This is a genomic window from Mesorhizobium sp. M0590 (assembly GCF_040320905.1).
In the GTDB taxonomy this organism is placed as follows: Bacteria; Pseudomonadota; Alphaproteobacteria; order Rhizobiales; family Rhizobiaceae; genus Mesorhizobium.
Genome location: NZ_JAMYQN010000005.1, coordinates 283383 through 300934, shown reverse-complemented (window position 1 = coordinate 300934; position 17552 = coordinate 283383). Strand labels below are relative to the sequence as shown.

Genomic DNA, 17552 nt, shown 5'->3' with positions numbered 1-17552 from the left:
TTGGGGGACGATTGCTGGCCGGCGTCAAGGCGGCCGTGTTCGATGTCCGCCCCAAACGCGCGATCACCAGCCCGGCAGGATCTGGTTCGGCTTGGTCCGCTTCATCTTGGCGAAGGCGAGGGCGGCGAAATCGAACGTGCCGGTCTCCTCGCCGAGTGGCACGGAAATATTGTCGAGGCTCTCCGAAATGTGGCGCGCAAGCGCGTCGACGATCTCCGGCCGCGAGGTCTGACCGCGCATGATACCGATGCGGCAATCGGGCAGGGCGCCGAAACCGTCGGCCTCGCCCAGCACCCGCATGCCGGGCCGCAGCGCGCATTCCGGCAGCACCGAGATCGCCAGACCGGAAAGCACCGCGGCGGCGATGACGGTGGCAGAGAAGCTGGTGAACAGGATGCGATAGTCGCGGCTCTGCTGATCGAGCACGTCGGCGGCGGCCCGCCGCCAGATGCAGTTCGGCCGGCCGAAGGCCATCGGCAGGATCGGCTGCTCATGCGTCGCATGGTTGGCCGAGGTAACCCACAGCAGCGGTTCGCGCCGCACCACTTCCGACTGGCCGCGCGCGTCGTTGTGCGTCACCAGCGCCAGGTCGAGATTGCCGCGCTTGATGTGTTCGACCAGTCCCGGCGTCGGTTCGCAGATAACGGTCAGTTCGACATGCGGGTTGGAACGGGCAAACCGCGCCATGATCTCTGGCAGGAAGCGATCGGCATAATCGTCCGGCGTGCCGATGCGGATGGTGCCTTCGAGCCGGCGGTCGTCGAAGGCGGCCAGTGTTTCCTTGTTGAGATAGAGCAGCCGCCTTGCGTAGGAGAGCAGTCTGTCGCCTTCCTCGGTCAGCCTGTTGGTGCGGCCGTCTTTTTCGAACAGCGGCTTGCCGATCCGTTCCTCCAGCCGCCGCATCTGCATCGACACCGCAGACTGGGTGCGATGCACCGCTTCCGCCGCGCGGGTAAAGCTGCCGGTGTCGACAATCGAGATGAAGGTCTGCAACTGATCGAGATCGAGCGGCGCTTTCATTGGCCTAATCCATCATTGATGCTGATGCTAAAGATTAGAAACATTCGTTGGATTAATCAATCGGGCCATGGCAAATTCCGATTGTCCACATGAAGGCATGTGAATCGAAGCCGGAACGGCCGCTGTCGCCAGCGCCCGATCGACCGGTTTCGCCCGTTCGAATGTGAAGGAGACCGACATGGCTACGTTTGATTTCGCTACCGAGACCTCGCGCATCACCTCGCGTCCGGCCGTTGCGACGCGCGTGGCCAATGCCGCTGCCAATGTTTACCGCGCCTGGAGAAACCGCCGCGCCTTTTATCGCCTCGGCGAGATGTCGGATGCCGAGCTCGCCGACATCGGCCTGACCCGCGCCGACCTGCACGTCGCTGTCGGTGTACCCTTTGGCCGCGATCCGACAGAAAGGCTTCGCGTCATCGCGGTCGAGCGCGCCGAAACGATCGAGGATATTGCCCGCAAGGTGGTGTGATCGCGTGGTTTCGCCGTTCGGGCGCGTTGAACCTTTTTGAGGCACGACGCCACTAAGTTACGCAGGCTCCCCACTCCCTGCCGGATCCCCCCGGCCAGCCTGCGCGCTGCCCGGTCCTCCCAGGACCGGGCTTTCTTTTTTGGGCGGCACTGATGATTGATTGCCGGTGTCTGGTCTACCGCCGGCCCATGCCCTGCTTGAACTGGTCGAAGATCGACTCCATGCCTTTCTGGTAGTCGTCGCGCTGCTGGGCGCCTGTCTCGAACATCTTGCCGAACAGGTCGTCAAACGGATTTCTCGGCCTGCCGCTCGGATTGGCCTGCGGCTGCGGCGCCTGGGGTTGCTGCGGCGCCTGACGCGGCTGAGACTGTTGTGCGCCACCGCCGAACATGTCCTGCAGCACCTTGCCGAGCGGATTGTCACCATAAGGGTTCTGTGTCTGCTGGGGTTGGTTCTGCGGCTGCTGTGGCTGTGGTGCACCGCCGCCGAACATATCCTGCAGCACCTTGCCGAGCGGATTGTCACCATAAGGGTTCTGTGTCTGCTGCGGCTGGCTTTGTGGCTGCTGCCCGCCGCCGAACATGTCCTGCAACACCTTGCCCAGCGGGTTGTCGCCGTAAGGGCTCTGCGTCTGTTGCGGCTGCTGCCCGCCGAACATATCCTGCAGCACCTTGCCGAGCGGGTTATCCGTGGGGCCTGCAGGCTGAGGGGTCGGTGCCTGGCTGCCGCCGCCAGCCTGCCGCATCATCTGCTCGATGAGCTCGCCAAGCGGATTGCCGCCACCGCCTGCCGCATGCATCTGCCCGCCTAGCTGGTCGGTGGTCTGCTTGAATAGCCCGCCCATCATCATCGAGGCGATTGCCGGCAGCATCTGCTGCAGGACCTGCTGGCTGACGCCGCTCGCCTGCGCGGCCTGGCTGGCGACGGCCCGCGACAGGTCCTTCGAGCCGAACAAATGGCCGAGAATGCCCTTGCCTTCATCGAGGCCCTGCGGCGAGAAGGCCCGGCTTGCATCCTCGAAATATTTGGCGTGCTGGCCGCTGGCCATCGCCGTCATGAAGGAGCCGAGCCCATAAGGGTCCGCCGTGTTGCGCTTCAGCCCCTGCGAAAAGGCCGGCAGCAGCGCCGCGACCGCCGCCTGCGTCTGCTGCTGCGAAAGCCCGAACTGCTGGGCCAGCGCCTGCATGCCGTTGCCGTTCTGGGCCTGTGCCAGAATATCGAACAAGGAAGGCATTGTTTTCTCCTCCGGGAAAATCCTCGTTGGAGAAGCCTAATTCGTTTCCATCACTGATTGAAGCGAATTTGCCGGACCATCGGCCAAGCGGATAGCGAAGCGTTAATACGCGTATTCCATGAACACCGGCTCGATCGAGCCGCCCCAGCGTGTGTGGTAGGCCGAGAGCATCTCTTCGGCGCTGGTGGTGCCACGCGCGACGACCTCGTCCAGCGTGTTGAGGAACGAGGTCTCGTCATAGCCGTCGCGGTTCTTGCGGCCGCGGTTCTTCAGTCCCATGCGCGAGATGACGAGCACGTCGCGGGCTATCTCGCGCAGTGTCGTGTTGCGGAAGGGCGCCGAAATGCCCTGTTCGGGCACCGCGTTGCGCATCGCCAGCACCTCGTCATAACTCCAGCTCGAGGTCAGCGCCTCGGCCGCGTCGAGCGCAGCCGCATCATAGAGCAGCCCGACCCAGAAGGCCGGCAGCGCGCAGATGCGCCGCCACGGCCCGCCATCGGCGCCGCGCATTTCGAGAAAGCGCTTCAACCGCACGTCCGGGAACAGCGTCGACAGATGGTTCGCCCAGTCGCCCATCGTCGGGAGCCCGTCCGGCAGTTCGTTGCGGGCGGCGCCCGCCATGAACTGGCGGAAGGTGATGTGCGTCATGTCATGGTACTGGCCGTCGCGGATGACGAAATACATCGGCACGTCGAGCGCCCATTCGACATAATCGGCAAAGCCGAAATCGGGCGAGAAGCAGAATTCGAGCAGGCCGGAGCGCTGATTGTCGGTGTCGCGCCAGATCTCGCCGCGCCAGCTCTGCAAGCCGTTCGGCCGGCTTTCGGTGAAGGGCGAGTTGGCAAACAGCGCCGTCGACAGCGGCTGCAATTTCAGCGACACTTGCATCTTGCGGCGCATGTCGGCTTCGCTTTCGAAGTCGAGGTTCACCTGGATCGTGCAGGTCCGGTACATCATGTCGAGACCTTTGGTGCCGACCTTGGGCATGTAGCGGGTCATGATCTCGTAGCGCGATTTCGGCATCTTCGGCGTCTCGGCCAGCGACCATTTCGGGCTGCCGCCAAGGCCGAGAAAACGAATGCCCATCGGTTCGGCGATCTCGCGCACCTGCGCCAGATGCGCATTGCCTTCGCGGCAGGTCTGGTGGATCGTCTCCAGCGGCGCGCCGGACAGTTCGAACTGGCCGCCGGGCTCCAGCGAGATCGCGCCTTGGCCGGTCGGCTCGACCAGTCCGATGATGCGGCCGGCATCCATGATCGGGTCCCAGCCGAGTTTGTCCTGCATGCCTTCGAGGATGGCGCGGATGCCGCGCTCGCCGCCGTAGGGCACCGGGGCATTGCCGTCAACATAGAACGGGAATTTCTCGTGCTCGGTGCCGATGCGCCATTTGTCGCGCGGCTTGTTGCCTTCGGCCAGGTGCTCGACGAGTTCGTCGACGCCTTCGATCGGCCGGAAATCGGTAGTATCGCGCGCCATAATAGCCCTCCGCACATGGCCCCGAAAACCGGCTTCGATTTTCGGAAAGGATCATGTGCCCAATCAATATGTTACAGCGTCCTTTGCGCGCCCGAAAGGACGCGCGGCCACTGCCGGCGCTAGATGGACGAAATGTCAGTAGCCGATCAAGCGAAAAATCCTGAGCCAGAGGGTAACTGGAATTGATCACCAATCCCCGATTGTCGCCTGGATCAGCGCCAGTGCCGCTACGGCCGCCGTGTCCGCCCGCAGGATGCGCGGCCCAAGCGGAATGGCGGTAACGAAGGGCAGGGCTCTCAGCATCCTGCGCTCCTCGTCGGAAAAGCCGCCCTCCGGCCCGACCAGCAGGCCGAGCTTGTTCTCCCGCACCGCCTGCAATGCCGGCAGGGGACTGTTGGTCGATGCATCCTCGTCGCAGAAGATCAGCCGCCGCTCACGGTCCCAGTTGCTGAGCAGGCGCTCGAATTTTTCCGCTTCGCGCAGCTCCGGCACCGCCAATATGCCGCATTGTTCGGCCGCCTCGACGACATTGGCGCGCAGGCGCTCGATGCCGGGCTTTGCCACCTGCGTATGCTGGGTGATGACCGGCTGCAGGATGCCAGCGCCCATCTCGACCGCCTTTTGCACGAGGTAGTCGAGCCGCCCCTGCTTCAGCGGCGCGAAACAGTAGACGAGATCGGGCAACGGCGGCTGCGGCCGCTGCAATGCCAGCAACTTCAGGCGCAACGCCTTCTTCGATTTTGCCGCGATCGCCGCCGACCATTCGCCGTCGCGGCCGTTGAAGACCAGAATTTCGGCGCCTTCGCCGAGCCGCAGCACGTGCGAGAGATAATGGCTCTGCTGCGGGCCGATGTCGAACTCGATGTCCGGTCCAAGCCCGTCCGGCACGAACAGCCGCTGCATCTTGTAATTGGCGCGCATCGCCGAGGAATGCGGCAACGTCACCCTCGGCGTCAAGCCTCGGCGGAAGGATGCCAGACAGGCTCGTAGCCTTTCTGCAGCACCGAAACAGTTGTCGCTGGCGTGAGCAGGCGGATTGGACTGTCGGTAAAACCGCCGAACCCCACCGGTTCGCCATAACCGCCGAAACTCCAGGGCAGCGCGGCGCCGTCAAACAGGACGTACGCCCTGTTTCCTGACGAGATCATCGTGCCGTCCGGCAAGTCCGCAAGCGCTTCCGGTTCCAGTCTCGGCGCCCGCCCGCCCGATGCCACGCGCTCCTTGTGCAGGCGCTTGTCGAGTTGCGGCGCGCGTGGCTCGGCAATGCCGAAGGCGTCGCCGAAACGCCGGACAAAATCCCTGGCCCGCTCGCGCCGGCAGAAGAAGCAGGGCCGGTGCCCGGCGGCAAGTGCCGTCACCTCGTCGAGGAAAAACAGTTCGGTCCAGCCGGCCTTGCCGCCAGCCCGGTTGCGCCCCATCGGCTCGCGCCGCACGTTATGGAATTCGCAGACGCAGATGATCCAGGCTTGCAGCGCCCAGCGCTTCTTCAACAGCGTTCTCGTCTCGGGGTCGTGAATGATGCCGCGATTGCCCATGAACAGGCCGCGCTCCGGCACGGCATGGATGGCGCCGAACGGGTCGACCCGGTTTTGCAGTGGCATAGGCGTTCCCTGTTGGCTGCAATGCTGGCGCCATGATATCGCTCGTTGCATCAATTTCATGTCAGCAGGTTTCGATGCGGGTCTTGGTTGTCCAGAACTTCGACAATGAGGGCCTTGGCCAGATCGGCGCGGCCCTTGTCGAGGCGGGCGTCGATATCGACCTGCGCCGTCCCTACTGCGGCGACGCGCTGCCGCAAGATAGCGGCGGGCATGACGCCATGGTAGTGCTCGGCGGCGCCCAGAATGCGCTGGACGACGAGCTCTGTCCTTATTTTCCGGGCCTGCTCGACCTGACGCGCGACTTTGCCGAGAGGGATCGCGCGGTGCTTGGTATCTGCCTCGGCAGCCAGTTGGTCACGCGCGCCTTTGGCGGCGAGAACCAGATCGGCGGCGCGTCGGAGTTCGGCTGGCACGAGGTCGCGCTCACCGCGGCGGCGCAGGCCGATCCGGTGCTCGCCGCTTTGCCCGCAAAATTCCCGATCTTCGAATGGCACGACGACACCTTTGTCTTGCCTAAGACTGCCGTGCGGCTGGCCGGCAATGCCGTCGCCGAGAACCAGGCGTTCCGTATCGGCCGCGCCGTCTACGGCTTCCAGTTCCATTTCGAGGCCGACAGTCCGATGGTGCGCGACTGGAGCACCTCCTTCGCACCGCTGATCGCCGAGCGGCATCCTGAATGGGCGGGCCGGCTCGACGATGAAATGGCCCGCAACGGACCGCAAGCCGATGCCGCCGGCCTGGCCATCGCCCGCGCCTGGGTGGCGACGATCTGACGGCTCATATAGTCAGCGTATTTGGCGACGTTGCATATTTGGCACGCGGCGGCAAATCCGCCGGGGATAACGCGTTTCATCCTTGGCCTGTGTCTGTCCGCCAGCCTAAAAGGCGCCCGCTCTGCATCTTGCGTGCAACCGCGATGAACCTTTCCTGTGACCCGCGCGACACACCGCCGATACAGAACATGCCTAGAAGCGCGAAACCGTCAGACATTTGCGACGTATTTCGCGTTTCAACGCATTGGTAACCCGCTCGTGCATAGATGCAGAAAGCTCAACAAGAGATGACGTCCGTGAAAGCAGCCTTTTTGTCCTTTGCCATGTTGTCGGCCATCGTCTTGTGCGGCCTCGGCATTTATTCCGCCGACGCAGCCAACAACCACAATGCCGTTGACGGCTACGGCGTCACCGCCGCGCTTCGCTAGACCCTCTGCACATAACTCCACGCCTTACCTACGCCCGCTCACCCGTCACTGTCAGGATATGCTTGTCAGCGCCGTCTACCACGAGCGCGGTGAGGTTTCCCGATTGCCAGGCGAGGGTGTCGACGTTGACGCGGTTGCCGGTGATCTCGGGTTTGGGCACCGGCGTATGGCCGTGCACCACGATCTTGGGATGAAGACCGGCGTGGTCGTGGAAGACCTCGCGGATCCAGATCAGGTCCTGCCGGCTCTGGCTTTCCAGCGCAACGCCGGGCCGGATGCCGGCATGGCAGAAGAAGAAGTCGCCGAAGGTCACCGAAAAGGGCAGCGAGCGCAGGAACTCGACATGGTTCTGCGGCACCGCCTCGACCAGTGCGGCGTGGCCTTGCCGCAATGCCGCATCGGCCCGGCCAAACCAGGCGCTGCCCCCACCGAGCGACACGCCATAGGATAGCGCCGTCTGGATGCCGCCATAGCGCATGAACAGCCCGTCCGGATCGGGGACATCGAGAAAATCGAGGAAGCCGAGATCATGATTTCCGGCCAGCATCAGGTGACGCCGATCGCGTCTTTGCGCGTCGATCAAGAAATCGATGACGCCCCTGGAGTCCGGGCCCCGGTCGACATAGTCGCCGAGATGGATCACGCGCCAATCGGCCGACGGTCTTTGACTGAGCTCCGCCTCGATCCGCCGGTGCATGGCGGTCAGCAAATCGAGCCGGCCGTGCACATCGCCGATCGCGTAAAGGCGCATGCCTTGCGGTCCGCGCGCCTCGTAGAAACTGATGCCGGGCTCCGTCAATGCCTGCGTCGCCTCCATGATCATGCCGTCACGGGACTTTAGCGCCGAAGCTGATCCTTGCCCATGTCGGTGACCAGGCGCTTTCCGCACAGCGCCAGCGTTATGTCCATCTCCTTGCGGATGATTTCCAGCGCCTTGGTAACCCCTTCCTTGCCGAGCGCGCCGAGGCCGTACAGGAAAGGCCGTCCGATATAGGTGCCCTTGGCGCCGAGGCACAGCGCCTTGAGCACGTCCTGGCCGGAGCGGATGCCGCCGTCCATATGCACCTCCATCGTGTCGCCGACGGCGTCGGCGATCTCTTCGAGCGCCATGATCGACGACGAGGCGCCGTCGAGCTGGCGGCCGCCATGGTTGGAAACGATAATCGCATCGGCACCCGTCCTGGCCGCCATCAGCGCGTCGTCCTTGTCGAGTATGCCTTTCAGGATCAGCTTGCCGCCCCAGCGCTCCTTGATCCAGGCGACGTCCTTCCACGACAGGTGCGGATCGAACTGCTCCTTCGTCCACGACGACAGCGAGGCGAGGTCGCCGACGCCCTTGGCATGGCCGACGATGTTGCGGAAGCTCCGGCGCTTTGTCCCGGCCATGCCGACGCACCAGCGCGGCCTGGTCGCCATCTGCCAGATGTGCTTCGGCGTCATCCGCGGCGGCGCCGAAAGCCCGTTGCGGATATCCTTGTGGCGCTGGCCTAGGATCTGCAGGTCGAGCGTCAGCACCAGCGCCGAGCATTTCGCCGCTTTTGCACGGTCGATCAGATCGAAGACGAAATCCTTGTCGCGCAGCACATAGAGCTGGAACCAGAATGGCTTCCTGGTCACCGACGCGACATCCTCGATCGAGCAGATGCTCATCGTCGACAGCGTGAACGGCACGCCGAATTCCTCCGCAGCCTGCGCCGCCAGCATCTCGCCGTCCGGATGCTGCATGCCGGTCATGCCGGTCGGCGCCAGCGCCACCGGCATCGCCACCTTCTCGCCGATCATGGTCGATTCCAGCGAGCGATTGTCCATGTCGACCAGCACGCGCTGGCGGAACTTGATCTTCTGGAAGTCCTCTTCGTTGGCCCGGTAGGTGCTTTCGGTCCAGGCGCCGGAATCGGCGTAGTCGAAGAACATCTTCGGCACGCGGCGGCGCGCCAGGTCCTTGAGGTCGGCGATGGTGAGAATGCTGCTCATGGATCTTTTTTCCGCTGGTTCTTCGCTGGTTCGTCGTTGAATTTTCTGGGCGGTGCCTACGGCTGTTTTCTTGCCGGCTCACCGCCACCGGGCTCGGAGCGCTGCCTGAGCCTCAGCCGCGACACGCGCTGCCAGTCGCCGCTGCGCTCGGCCTCGGCCATCGATCGTTCGACGTAGGAGATGTGGTCCATCGCCGCCTGCCGCGCCGCAGCCGGATCGCCGGCCTTGACCGCCGTGTAGATTGCCCGGTGCTGCGAAAGCAGCGTCTCGCGCGCGCCCGGCACGTTGAACACCAGCCGCCGGTTCTGGAACACGCCTTCCGACAGCAGCCGATAACAGGAGCGCAGCGTGTGCAGCAGGATGATGTTGTGCGCGCATTCGCAGATCGCGTGGTGGAACTCGACGTCGATTTCCGCCTCGTCGTCGAAATTGCCGGTCCGGTGCGCCTCGTCCATACGTGCCATGATGCGGTCGAGCAGCGCCAGATCGTCCGATGTGGCACGGCGCGCCGCATATTCCGCCGCCACCGCCTCGATCTCGCGGCGGTACTCCAGATAGTCGGTCACCGCCTTGCGATGCATCGAGATCAGGTCGGTCACCGGCTTGGTGAACAGCTGGCCGATGACATCGGCGACATGGGTGCCGCCGCCTGGCCGTGTCGTCAACAGCCCGCGCCCTTCCAAGGCTTTCAAGGCATCGCGCAGGATCGGCCGCGACACCTCGAACTGGCGCGCCAGTTCGCGCTCGCCCGGCAGCCGGTCGCCGGTGCGCAGGACGCCTTCGAGGATCAGGCTCTCGATCTGCTGCACCACCTCGTCGGCGGTGCGCGAATGCTCGATCCGGGAGAAAATGTCGCTCAAACGGGATGCCTGGGGGTTGAACCGATGTCGCGCGCAAGATAAAGCCAGCGTCGCCAACTGGTCAAATTATTTATCCAATTCGCCGGGGCCGGGTCCGTTTCACAGCCGCGGCTTCATATCAGCTTGAGCTAAACTGGCTGTTTGCGCCCTCTGGAGATTGCCTCTAGAGCAACCAGGAAAAGTGTGAAACGGTTTTCCGTCCGGAATTGCGCAGAATCAAAGAGATAGAGCGGTTCGCCGTTTCCGTGAAACGATGGACCGCTCTAGAGGGACATCATTGCCAAAGGGCTCACAGAAGCCCGGGGGACCAGCCGTGCCAGACGCCGACCCTTCCAACCTCGAATTCCAGCTGCGCGCCAAAGCCGTGGGCGGCACCGTCATGGGCTTTCCGGCGCATGAAGGTCGGCCGGGCGCGCTCGGCGAGGTCCACGCCCGGCCGCAGCCGCTGGTCGAAAAACCGCGCGTGCTGGTGCAGCTTTCCTTCATGACCGAAGCTGGATCCGGGATCGATCAGGCCGTGCTTTCCGAATTGTCGCGACGCCTCGGCATCGCCGCGCCCGACCCTCACGCCCGCCACCACGCGATGAAATGGGGCAAGGGCTCGCTGCGTTGGGAACGCCACACGGAATTCTCGACCTATCTCTGGGAAGGCCCGCTCGCCGAAAACGGCAGGGGGCAAGAAGACACACCCTTCGGCAACGGGTTTTCGCCGCCGGGCACGGTGATTTCCGGCATCAGGCTGGAGATCCGCAAATGGACGCCGGCGAACGAAAAACTGATCGCCGGCTTCGACCCGACCAGCCTGTGCTATTCGCTGGTCGAGCGCGGCAACGCGGCCATCGTCACCGATTTCCGTCAGGATGGCGACGGCTTGACCCGCATGCTGGTGCTCGACCGCGGCCTGACCCCGGCGCGCACCGGGGCACTGTCGCAGCGGCTGATCGACATCGAGACCTACCGCACGCTGGCCATGCTTGGGCTGCCGCTGGCCCTGACGCTGTCCGGTCGCGCCCGCCGCATCGAAGACAGGCTGGCCCAGACCACGTTGGAAATGAAGGTCGCCGAGACCCGCGACAGCCAGACGCTACTTGCCGACTTGACCGAACTGGCCGCCGAGTTGGAGGCCGATGCCGCCTCCAGCCTCTACCGCTTCGGCGCCAGCCGCGCCTATGACGGCATCGTGCGCGAACGGCTGGAGGCGCTCGACGAAGAGGCGGTGCCCGGCTACGACACCTGGGGCGGTTTTCTGCAGCGCCGCGTGGCGCCGGCGATGCGTACCTGCCGTTCGGTCGAGGAGCGTCAGGCCAACCTGTCGACGAAGCTCACCCGTGCCACCACACTGCTGCGCACCTGGGTCGACGTCGAGGTCGAGAAGCAGAACCGCGATCTTTTGGCATCGATGAACAATCGCGCCCGCCTGCAATTGCGGCTGCAGCAGACGGTGGAGGGGCTCTCGGTCGCCGCCGTCTCCTACTATGTCGTCGGCCTCATCGGCTACGTCGCCAAGGGCGCCTCGATCTTCGGCCATGCCTTCGCGCCGGAAATGGTCACCGCCGCCTCGGTGCCGCTCGCCATCGTGCTCGTCTGGTGGGGCGTGCGCCGCGTCCGCCGCATGCACTCCGAACCAGGCAAGCAGCCGGGCGAGTAGTGTGGGGCGCAGCGGCAGATTGCCGCTGCGGAAGGCAGTCTCGGCCATAGGCCTCTCATCCCGGCCAACGCGGCATTTGCAAGCGACCACCGTCGCTGGTAAAAGATTTTTACCAGTCGATCGAAGGAGGCTGTCGATGTCCGGCCTTGCCATGCCGAAACCAGACGACGCCACGATGCGCCGGCGCGACGAGATCGTCGCCGATATGCGCATCATGGTGCCGGGCGAGGGCGTCGTCGACGCCGCCAATGCCATGCGCGCCTTCGAGAGCGACGGGCTCACCGCCTACCGGCAATTGCCGCTGGTCGTGGTGCTGCCGCAGACCGTGGCGCAGGTCTCGCGGGTGCTGAAATATTGCAGCGACCGCAACATCCGCGTCGTGCCACGCGGCTCCGGCACCTCGCTCTCCGGCGGTGCGCTGCCGCTCGAAGACGCGGTGCTGCTGGTAATGAGCCGCTTCAACCGCATCCTCGAGATCGATTTTCAGAACCGCGTCGTCGTCGCCCAGCCCGGCGTCACCAATCTCGGCATCACCACCGCCGTCGAGCAGGAGGGTTTTTATTACGCCCCCGATCCATCCTCCCAGATCGCCTGCTCGATCGGCGGCAATGTCGCGGAAAATTCCGGCGGCGTGCACTGCCTGAAATACGGTCTCACCGCCAACAATGTGCTCGGCATCGAGATGGTGCTGATGAATGGCGAGGTGGTGCGCCTCGGCGGCAGCCATCTCGACGCGGAAGGCTACGACCTGCTCGGCGTCATGACCGGCTCCGAAGGACTGCTCGGCGTCGTAACCGAGGTCACCGTACGCATCCTGAAAAAGCCGGAGACGGCGCGTGCCCTGCTGATCGGTTTCCCGACCAGCGAGCAGGCCGGCCAATGCGTTGCCGACATCATCGGCGCCGGCATCATTCCGGGCGGCATGGAGATGATGGACCGTCCGGCCATCCACGCCGCCGAGGATTTCGTCCAGGCCGGCTATCCCTTGGATGTCGAGGCGCTGCTGATCGTCGAGCTGGACGGGCCGGGTGTCGAGGTCGATCACCTGATCGGCCTGGTCGAAGCCATCGCCTATAGGAACGGCTCGACCATATGCCGCATTTCGCAATCGGAGCAGGAGCGGCTGAGCTTCTGGGCCGGCCGCAAGGCGGCTTTCCCGGCGGTCGGCCGCATCTCGCCCGACTACTACTGCATGGACGGCACCATCCCGCGCAAGGAACTGCCGCGCGTGCTCGCCGGCATGCGCGAGCTGTCGGAGAAATACGGGCTCGGCGTCGCCAATGTCTTCCACGCCGGCGACGGCAATCTGCACCCGCTCATCCTCTATGACGCCAACGTGCCGGGCGAACTCGACAAGGCGGAGAGTTTCGGCGCCGACATATTGCGGCTCTGCGTCAAGGTCGGTGGCGTGCTGACCGGCGAGCACGGGGTCGGCGTCGAGAAGCGCGACCTGATGCCGGAAATGTTCAACCAGATCGACCTCGACCAGCAGATGCGCGTCAAATGCGCCTTCGACCCCAACCATCTTTTGAATCCCGGCAAGGTCTTCCCGCAATTGAGGCGATGCGCCGAGCTCGGGCGGATGCACGTGCATCGCGGGCAAGTGGCGTTTCCGGACATTCCGAGGTTTTGAGTGGGTATGTTGGCGCTTGAACACCCCCCTCTGTCCTGCCGGACATCTCCCCCTCAAGGGGGGAGATTGGCAGCTTGCACGCCTCAGCCTTCTTTCAATATTGACGATTGGCGAAGCCAGACGCGACGTCCGATCTCCCCCCTTGAGGGGGAGATGTCCGGCAGGACAGAGGGGGGCGCGAAGGAACGCGACGTCTTTGCATTTGCCATTGGCGCATCCGCCTCATGACCACCTTCGTCCCCACCACCGCAGCCGAAGTCCTCTCCACCGTCGCCTGGGCCGCGGCGGAAGACGCACCGCTGGAAATCCTCGGCCACGGCTCCAAGCGCGGTATCGGCCGGCCGCAGCAGGGCGAGCATACGTTCGACCTTTCCAAACTCTCCGGCGTCATGCTTTACGAGCCGGCCGAACTGGTGCTGTCGGCAAAAGCCGGCACGCCGCTGGCCGAAATCGAAAGCCTGCTTGCCGAAAACGGCCAGCAACTTGCCTTCGAACCGATGGATTACGGCCCGCTGCTCGGCGGTGAGCCAGCGCGAGGCACGATCGGCGGCGCACTCGCCGCGAACCTTTCCGGCCCGCGCCGGCTGAAGGTGGGTGCTGCGCGCGACCATATCCTCGGCATAGCGGCCGTTTCCGGGCGCGGCGAGGCCTTCAAGTCCGGCGGCCGCGTCGTCAAGAACGTCACCGGCTACGATCTGTCCAAGCTGATGGCCAACAGCTGGGGCACGCTGGCGGTGCTCACCGACGTCACCTTCAAGGTGCTGCCTGCTGCCGAGACCGAAGTCACGCTTGCCATCCGCGGCCTGCTCGACGATCACGCCGCCGCCGCCATGGCGCTGGCGCTGGGTTCCAGCGCCGAAGTGTCGAGTGCTGCCCATCTTCCCGAACGGGTCGCAGCTAGGGTCGCTGGCGGCAGTCTCGGCAGCGATGCCGCGACGCTGCTGCGCATCGAGGGCTTCGGCCCGTCGGTCGCTTACCGCATTGCCGCGCTGAAAGACCTGCTGAAAAACGCTGGGCCGCTGCAGGAGATTTCCGGTTCGGTCTCGTACTCGGTCTGGCGCGATGTCCGCGACTGCGCGCCGTTCGCCGATGGCAGCGAAAGGCCGGTGTGGCGCGTCTCGATGGCGCCGTCGCGGGGCCACCAGATGGTGCTGGCGCTGCGCATGCAGGCCCCGGTCGATGCCTTCTACGATTGGCAGGGCGGGCTGATCTGGCTGCGCATGCAGCAGGACGATCCCGAGGCTGGCCTGTTGCGCGGCCTGATCAGAAGACATGGCGGCGGCCATGCGACGCTGGTGCGCGCAATCCCTGCACATCGCGCCGCCGTGCCGGTGTTCGAGCCGCAGGCGCCACCGCTGGCAGCACTGTCGGCGCGGCTGAAGGCCGAATTCGACCCGAAGAATATCCTCAATCCCGGCCGTATGGCGCCGGGCGCAAGCTCTGCTACTCTCGCGCCGGCAACCGAGGGAGGAGCACAATGAGCGATCCAGGCCAAAACGGTACGTCACGCCAGACCGACCGCTGGCTGGAGCCCGGCCCGACCAACGCGCTGGTCATCTACATCCTCTATCTCGCCGGCCTGGCCATCGGCGTCAGCGGTATTGTCGGCGTCGTCCTGGCCTATATCAATCGCGGCAAGGCCGGCGGCTTCGTCGAGAGCCATTACACATTCCTGATCCGCACCTTCTGGATCGGCCTGCTCTATGCACTGATCTCGGCGCTGCTGATGATCGTGGTCATCGGTGTCGTGCTGATGGTTGCCGTCGCGGTCTGGTTCATCGCCCGCTGCATTCTCGGCCTGCAGGCGCTGCAGCGCGGCGAGCCGGTCAAGAACCCGGAAAGCTGGTTTCTGGGATTATGAGCATGATCCCCAAAAGTGGGTACCGGTTTTGGGAAAAGATCATGCTCAAACGGTAGGGATTCGTTTACGTGCAGACCAATTTCTCAGCTGCCCAGCTCGCCGATCCGCATGTCGCGGAATCGGAGAAGATCCTGCGCAAATGTGTGCATTGCGGCTTCTGCACCGCCACCTGCCCGACCTATGTGACGCTCGGCAACGAACTGGATTCGCCGCGCGGCCGGATTTATCTGATCAAGGACATGCTGGAAAACGGCCGGCCGGCCGACAAGCAGATCGTCACCCATATCGACCGCTGCCTGTCCTGCCTCGCCTGCATGACCACCTGCCCGTCGGGCGTCAACTACATGCATCTGGTCGACCACGCCCGCGTCCATATCGAGGAGACCTACAAGCGTCCGCTGGCCGATCGCCTGACACGCGCCATGCTGGCCTTCGTGCTGCCCTATCCCTCGCGTTTCCGCGCGGCGCTCAAGCTGGCGAAGCTCGGCCAGCCATTCGCCGGCCTGTTTGAGAAAATCCAGGCATTGAAGCCTTTGGGTGCGATGTTGAAGCTGGCCCCGGCGTCGGTCCCGGCAGTCTCGCCGATGGCCTCGCCGGGCGTCCATGCCGGGCAGGGCGCGAAGAAAAATGGCCGCGTCGCCATCCTCACCGGCTGCGCGCAATCCGTGCTCGATCCCGGCATCAACGACACGACGATTTCGCTGCTGACCCGGCTTGGCGTTGAGGTCGTGGTGCCCGAGGGCGAGGGCTGCTGCGGCGCGCTGGTGCATCATATGGGGCGCGAGGACGCTGCCTTGGCGTCGGCCCGACGGAACGTCGACGCCTGGACGCGCGCCGTCGAGCAGGGCGGACTCGACGCCATCGTCATCACCGCATCCGGGTGCGGCACCACCATCAAGGATTACGGCTTCATGCTGCGTCTCGATCCGGCCTATGCCGACAAGGCCGCGCGCGTCTCGGCGCTGGCCAGGGACATCACCGAATATCTGGCAAGCCTCGACCTGCCCGAGCCGGTCCGCAAGCCGGGCACCATCGTCGCCTATCACTCAGCCTGCTCGATGCAGCACGGCCAGAAGATCACCCGCCAGCCGAAGGAGCTTCTGGCCAGAGCCGGCTTCGTCGTGCGCGAGCCGCGCGAAGGGCATTTGTGCTGCGGTTCCGCCGGCACCTACAACATCCTGCAGCCCGAGATTTCGGCGACGTTGCGCGACCGCAAGGTCAGGAATATCGAGGCGACCGGTGCTGAAATCGTCGCCACCGGCAATATCGGCTGCATCACCCAGATCGCTTCTGCCGCCAAGCTGCCGGTGGTGCATACGATAAAGCTGCTCGCCTGGGCCTATGGCGGGCCGAAGCCGGAAGGCGTTCCGGAAGAAAAGCTGGTTGCGGCTGAGTAACAGGATGGTCGTGGGCGTCAGGCCCCTCATCCGGCCGCTTCGCGTCCACCTTCTCCCCGCTGGGGAGAAGAGGGTGGCACCAACGCTGGCGATCTCCTCTCCCCTCGGGGAGAGGTCAGCCGAGCGAAGCGGAGGCTGGGTGAGGGGGCTTGGCGCCTGCGGGTCTTTATTCCGCCGCGAGCCTGTCAACTACGCCATAAGTCGCCTGGTAGCGGGCGCGCTGGCGGCTGAGCGCTACCATCGTGTTGCGCAGCAGGATCGCCACGGTGATCGGGCCGACGCCGCCCGGCACCGGCGTGATCCACGACGCGACATGCCTGACGCTTTCGGTGTCGACGTCGCCGACGATGCGGCTTTCGCCGTCCGGCCCGATCTCCGAATTGATACCGATGTCGATGACGGCAGCGCCCGGCTTGACCATGTCGGCCTTGATCAGCCGCGGTTTGCCGACCGCGACGAACAGTGCGTCGGCGCGGCGTGCGTGTGCCGCCACCGAACGCGTCATGTGGTGACAGACGGTCACCGTCGCGCCTTCGCTCATCAAAAGGAACGCGATCGGCTTGCCGACGATCTCGGAATGGCCGACGACCACCACCTCGAGCCCCTTGAGGTCGAGGCCGGTTTCCCTGAGCAGTTCGACCGAAGCGGCGGCGGTGCAGGGCGCCAGGTCGAGCTGGTTGTAGACGATGTTGCCGATCGAGGCCGGATGCATGCCCTCGACATCCTTGAGCGGATGCACCGCCGCCTGCAGCGTCTTGATCGGAATGTGCACCGGCACCGGCCGCTGGATGATGATGCCGGTGACGCGCGGGTCGGCGTTAAGCCCGTGGATTGCCGCTTCCAGCTCGCCGGCGGTGATGTCGGCGCGAAAGCGCCTTTCCTCGAAGCCGATGCCGGCCAACCCGGCCTTGGCGCGCTGGTTGCGGACATAGACGTCGACCGCGGCGGTATCGCCGACGGTGACCGACACCAGCTTGGGCGGAAAGCCTTCGGCGGTGGCGATCGCCGCGTCCTCGCGCACGCCGGCGATGATGCGTTGGGCAACCGGGCCGCCTCTGAGATAGCGGCTGTCATCGGAAAGGGACATCGGGATGGGGCCTTTATCTGGATTTTAGCCGCCACATAGCAAAGCAACCGCGAAAAGGCAGCGCGAAAAGCGAACCGCCATGCCGGTCGCG

Annotated in this window: 17 protein-coding genes; 8 read left to right on the top strand and 9 right to left on the bottom strand. The window is 64.6% G+C overall.

Annotation, left to right across the window (positions count from 1 at the left end; genetic code table 11):
* Positions 1–63: 63 nt before the first annotated feature.
* Entirely contained in the window at positions 64–1020 is a 957-nt protein-coding gene (locus NKI52_RS11860) for a LysR substrate-binding domain-containing protein (protein WP_023680469.1), read from the bottom strand.
* A gap of 178 nt (positions 1021–1198) precedes the next feature.
* On the opposite strand from NKI52_RS11860, the gene NKI52_RS11855 reads away from it, so the two are divergent.
* Positions 1199–1489: a DUF1127 domain-containing protein gene (locus NKI52_RS11855; RefSeq protein WP_352571613.1), complete on the top strand. Its 291-nt coding sequence runs from the start codon at positions 1199–1201 to the stop codon at positions 1487–1489.
* Between the two features lie 175 nt (positions 1490–1664).
* Here the strand turns inward: NKI52_RS11855 and NKI52_RS11850 are convergent, their stop codons facing one another.
* From NKI52_RS11850 to NKI52_RS11835, 4 genes are all read right to left on the bottom strand, one after another.
* The gene (locus tag NKI52_RS11850; protein WP_352571612.1) at positions 1665–2723 is read right to left on the bottom strand and encodes a DUF937 domain-containing protein; all 1059 of its coding nucleotides are present in this window, start codon (positions 2721–2723) and stop codon (positions 1665–1667) included.
* Between the two features lie 102 nt (positions 2724–2825).
* On the bottom strand, positions 2826–4199 hold the full coding sequence (locus tag NKI52_RS11845) for a glutamate--cysteine ligase (protein WP_023680466.1): 1374 nt from the start codon (positions 4197–4199) through the stop codon (positions 2826–2828).
* A gap of 186 nt (positions 4200–4385) precedes the next feature.
* Entirely contained in the window at positions 4386–5120 is a 735-nt protein-coding gene (locus NKI52_RS11840) for a 16S rRNA (uracil(1498)-N(3))-methyltransferase (protein ID WP_023680465.1), read from the bottom strand.
* Positions 5121–5152: 32 nt separating this feature from the next.
* Positions 5153–5800, bottom strand: a complete 648-nt coding sequence (locus NKI52_RS11835) for a hypothetical protein (protein WP_023680464.1) — start codon at positions 5798–5800, stop codon at positions 5153–5155.
* A gap of 74 nt (positions 5801–5874) precedes the next feature.
* Here NKI52_RS11835 and NKI52_RS11830 point away from each other — a divergent pair, with 74 nt between their 5' ends.
* Both NKI52_RS11830 and NKI52_RS11825 read left to right on the top strand, forming a co-directional pair.
* Positions 5875–6573: a type 1 glutamine amidotransferase gene (locus NKI52_RS11830; RefSeq protein WP_023680463.1), complete on the top strand. Its 699-nt coding sequence runs from the start codon at positions 5875–5877 to the stop codon at positions 6571–6573.
* A gap of 296 nt (positions 6574–6869) precedes the next feature.
* Positions 6870–7001, top strand: a complete 132-nt coding sequence (locus NKI52_RS11825) for a hypothetical protein (RefSeq protein ID WP_280952144.1) — start codon at positions 6870–6872, stop codon at positions 6999–7001.
* 28 nt (positions 7002–7029) lie between these two features.
* Here NKI52_RS11825 and NKI52_RS11820 read toward each other — a convergent pair whose 3' ends face one another.
* The 3 genes from NKI52_RS11820 to NKI52_RS11810 are packed head-to-tail and all read right to left on the bottom strand — an operon-like array spanning position 7030 to position 9835.
* A complete protein-coding gene (locus tag NKI52_RS11820; protein WP_352624704.1) occupies positions 7030–7800 on the bottom strand; it encodes a metallophosphoesterase in 771 nt (256 codons plus the stop codon).
* Between the two features lie 38 nt (positions 7801–7838).
* On the bottom strand, positions 7839–8975 hold the full coding sequence (locus NKI52_RS11815) for an alpha-hydroxy acid oxidase (RefSeq protein ID WP_352571609.1): 1137 nt from the start codon (positions 8973–8975) through the stop codon (positions 7839–7841).
* A 56-nt stretch (positions 8976–9031) separates the two neighbouring features.
* Positions 9032–9835 (bottom strand): FadR/GntR family transcriptional regulator, encoded by an 804-nt coding sequence (locus NKI52_RS11810; protein ID WP_352571608.1) that lies wholly within the window; start codon positions 9833–9835, stop codon positions 9032–9034.
* A 313-nt stretch (positions 9836–10148) separates the two neighbouring features.
* Here NKI52_RS11810 and NKI52_RS11805 point away from each other — a divergent pair, with 313 nt between their 5' ends.
* The 5 genes from NKI52_RS11805 (at position 10149) to glcF (ending at position 16374) form a co-directional block, all read left to right on the top strand.
* Entirely contained in the window at positions 10149–11483 is a 1335-nt protein-coding gene (locus tag NKI52_RS11805) for a DUF3422 family protein (protein WP_352571607.1), read from the top strand.
* 136 nt (positions 11484–11619) lie between these two features.
* Positions 11620–13116 carry an FAD-linked oxidase C-terminal domain-containing protein gene (locus NKI52_RS11800; RefSeq protein ID WP_352589307.1) on the top strand — a complete coding sequence of 499 codons (1497 nt, stop codon included), beginning with the start codon at positions 11620–11622 and terminating at the stop codon, positions 13114–13116.
* Between the two features lie 224 nt (positions 13117–13340).
* A complete protein-coding gene (locus NKI52_RS11795) occupies positions 13341–14597 on the top strand; it encodes an FAD-binding protein (RefSeq protein WP_352589310.1) in 1257 nt (418 codons plus the stop codon).
* Positions 14594–14977, top strand: a complete 384-nt coding sequence (locus tag NKI52_RS11790; RefSeq protein WP_352577553.1) for a DUF4870 family protein — start codon at positions 14594–14596, stop codon at positions 14975–14977. Before NKI52_RS11795 ends, NKI52_RS11790 begins: the two co-directional genes overlap by 4 nt.
* 68 nt (positions 14978–15045) lie before the next feature.
* Positions 15046–16374, top strand: a complete 1329-nt coding sequence (gene glcF, locus NKI52_RS11785) for a glycolate oxidase subunit GlcF (RefSeq protein ID WP_352698061.1) — start codon at positions 15046–15048, stop codon at positions 16372–16374.
* A 166-nt stretch (positions 16375–16540) separates the two neighbouring features.
* On the opposite strand, the gene NKI52_RS11780 is transcribed toward glcF, so the two are convergent.
* Complete coding sequence (locus tag NKI52_RS11780; protein ID WP_352698060.1) at positions 16541–17461, bottom strand: bifunctional 5,10-methylenetetrahydrofolate dehydrogenase/5,10-methenyltetrahydrofolate cyclohydrolase; 921 nt, start codon at positions 17459–17461, stop codon at positions 16541–16543.
* Positions 17462–17552: the final 91 nt, after the last annotated feature.

Excerpts from the sequence above, each read along its gene's own strand:
- NKI52_RS11780 (WP_352698060.1), bottom strand. The coding sequence starts at position 17,461 with ATGTCCCTTTCCGATGACAGCCGCTATCTCAGAGGCGGCCCGGTTGCC.
- NKI52_RS11855 (WP_352571613.1), top strand. The coding sequence starts at position 1,199 with ATGGCTACGTTTGATTTCGCTACCGAGACCTCGCGCATCACCTCGCGT.
- NKI52_RS11835 (WP_023680464.1), bottom strand. The coding sequence starts at position 5,800 with ATGCCACTGCAAAACCGGGTCGACCCGTTCGGCGCCATCCATGCCGTG.
- NKI52_RS11830 (WP_023680463.1), top strand. The coding sequence starts at position 5,875 with ATGCGGGTCTTGGTTGTCCAGAACTTCGACAATGAGGGCCTTGGCCAG.
- NKI52_RS11800 (WP_352589307.1), top strand. The coding sequence starts at position 11,620 with ATGTCCGGCCTTGCCATGCCGAAACCAGACGACGCCACGATGCGCCGG.
- NKI52_RS11795 (WP_352589310.1), top strand. The coding sequence starts at position 13,341 with ATGACCACCTTCGTCCCCACCACCGCAGCCGAAGTCCTCTCCACCGTC.
- NKI52_RS11860 (WP_023680469.1), bottom strand. The coding sequence starts at position 1,020 with ATGAAAGCGCCGCTCGATCTCGATCAGTTGCAGACCTTCATCTCGATT.
- NKI52_RS11845 (WP_023680466.1), bottom strand. The coding sequence starts at position 4,199 with ATGGCGCGCGATACTACCGATTTCCGGCCGATCGAAGGCGTCGACGAA.
- NKI52_RS11850 (WP_352571612.1), bottom strand. The coding sequence starts at position 2,723 with ATGCCTTCCTTGTTCGATATTCTGGCACAGGCCCAGAACGGCAACGGC.
- NKI52_RS11815 (WP_352571609.1), bottom strand. The coding sequence starts at position 8,975 with ATGAGCAGCATTCTCACCATCGCCGACCTCAAGGACCTGGCGCGCCGC.
- NKI52_RS11840 (WP_023680465.1), bottom strand. The coding sequence starts at position 5,120 with ATGCGCGCCAATTACAAGATGCAGCGGCTGTTCGTGCCGGACGGGCTT.
- NKI52_RS11790 (WP_352577553.1), top strand. The coding sequence starts at position 14,594 with ATGAGCGATCCAGGCCAAAACGGTACGTCACGCCAGACCGACCGCTGG.